The sequence below is a fragment of the Pedococcus sp. P1_H8 genome (genome assembly GCF_056405175.1).
Genome location: NZ_JBFUCP010000417.1, coordinates 1 through 378 on the forward strand (window position 1 = coordinate 1; position 378 = coordinate 378).

Sequence of the window (378 nt, forward strand, 5' to 3'; positions counted from 1 at the left end):
GGTCCAGGCTGAGCCGGCGCAGCAGGGTCAGCGACTGCAGGATGGTGAACCGGTTCGCGTCGACGTCCTCCACCAGCCCGAGGATCTTCTGCCGTTCGCGCTGCAGCTGGGTGTCGTAGAGCAGCCGGTGCTGCGGCGAGAGCTCCACCTCGAGCACCTGCTCCTGCTTCTCCGGCAGGTCCGAGGCCACCTGTTCCTTGGTGCGCCGCAGCATGAACGGCCGGATCCGCTTGCGCAGCTGCCCGAGAAGGTCTGCGTCGCCGCCGGTCTCGATCGGCTTGCGGTAGTACTCCTGGAACTTGGTGGGGTTCGGGAACAGACCCGGCGCGGTGATCGAGAGCAGCGACCACAGCTCCATCAGGTTGTTCTCCATTGGGG

1 protein-coding gene is annotated in these 378 nt (G+C 66.4%); it reads right to left on the minus strand.

Going from position 1 to position 378, the window contains the following annotated elements; translation table 11 throughout:
• Positions 1–378 (minus strand): SNF2-related protein (locus AC1DYG_RS20630; protein WP_477641693.1); only part of this gene is annotated, 378 nt, incomplete at both ends.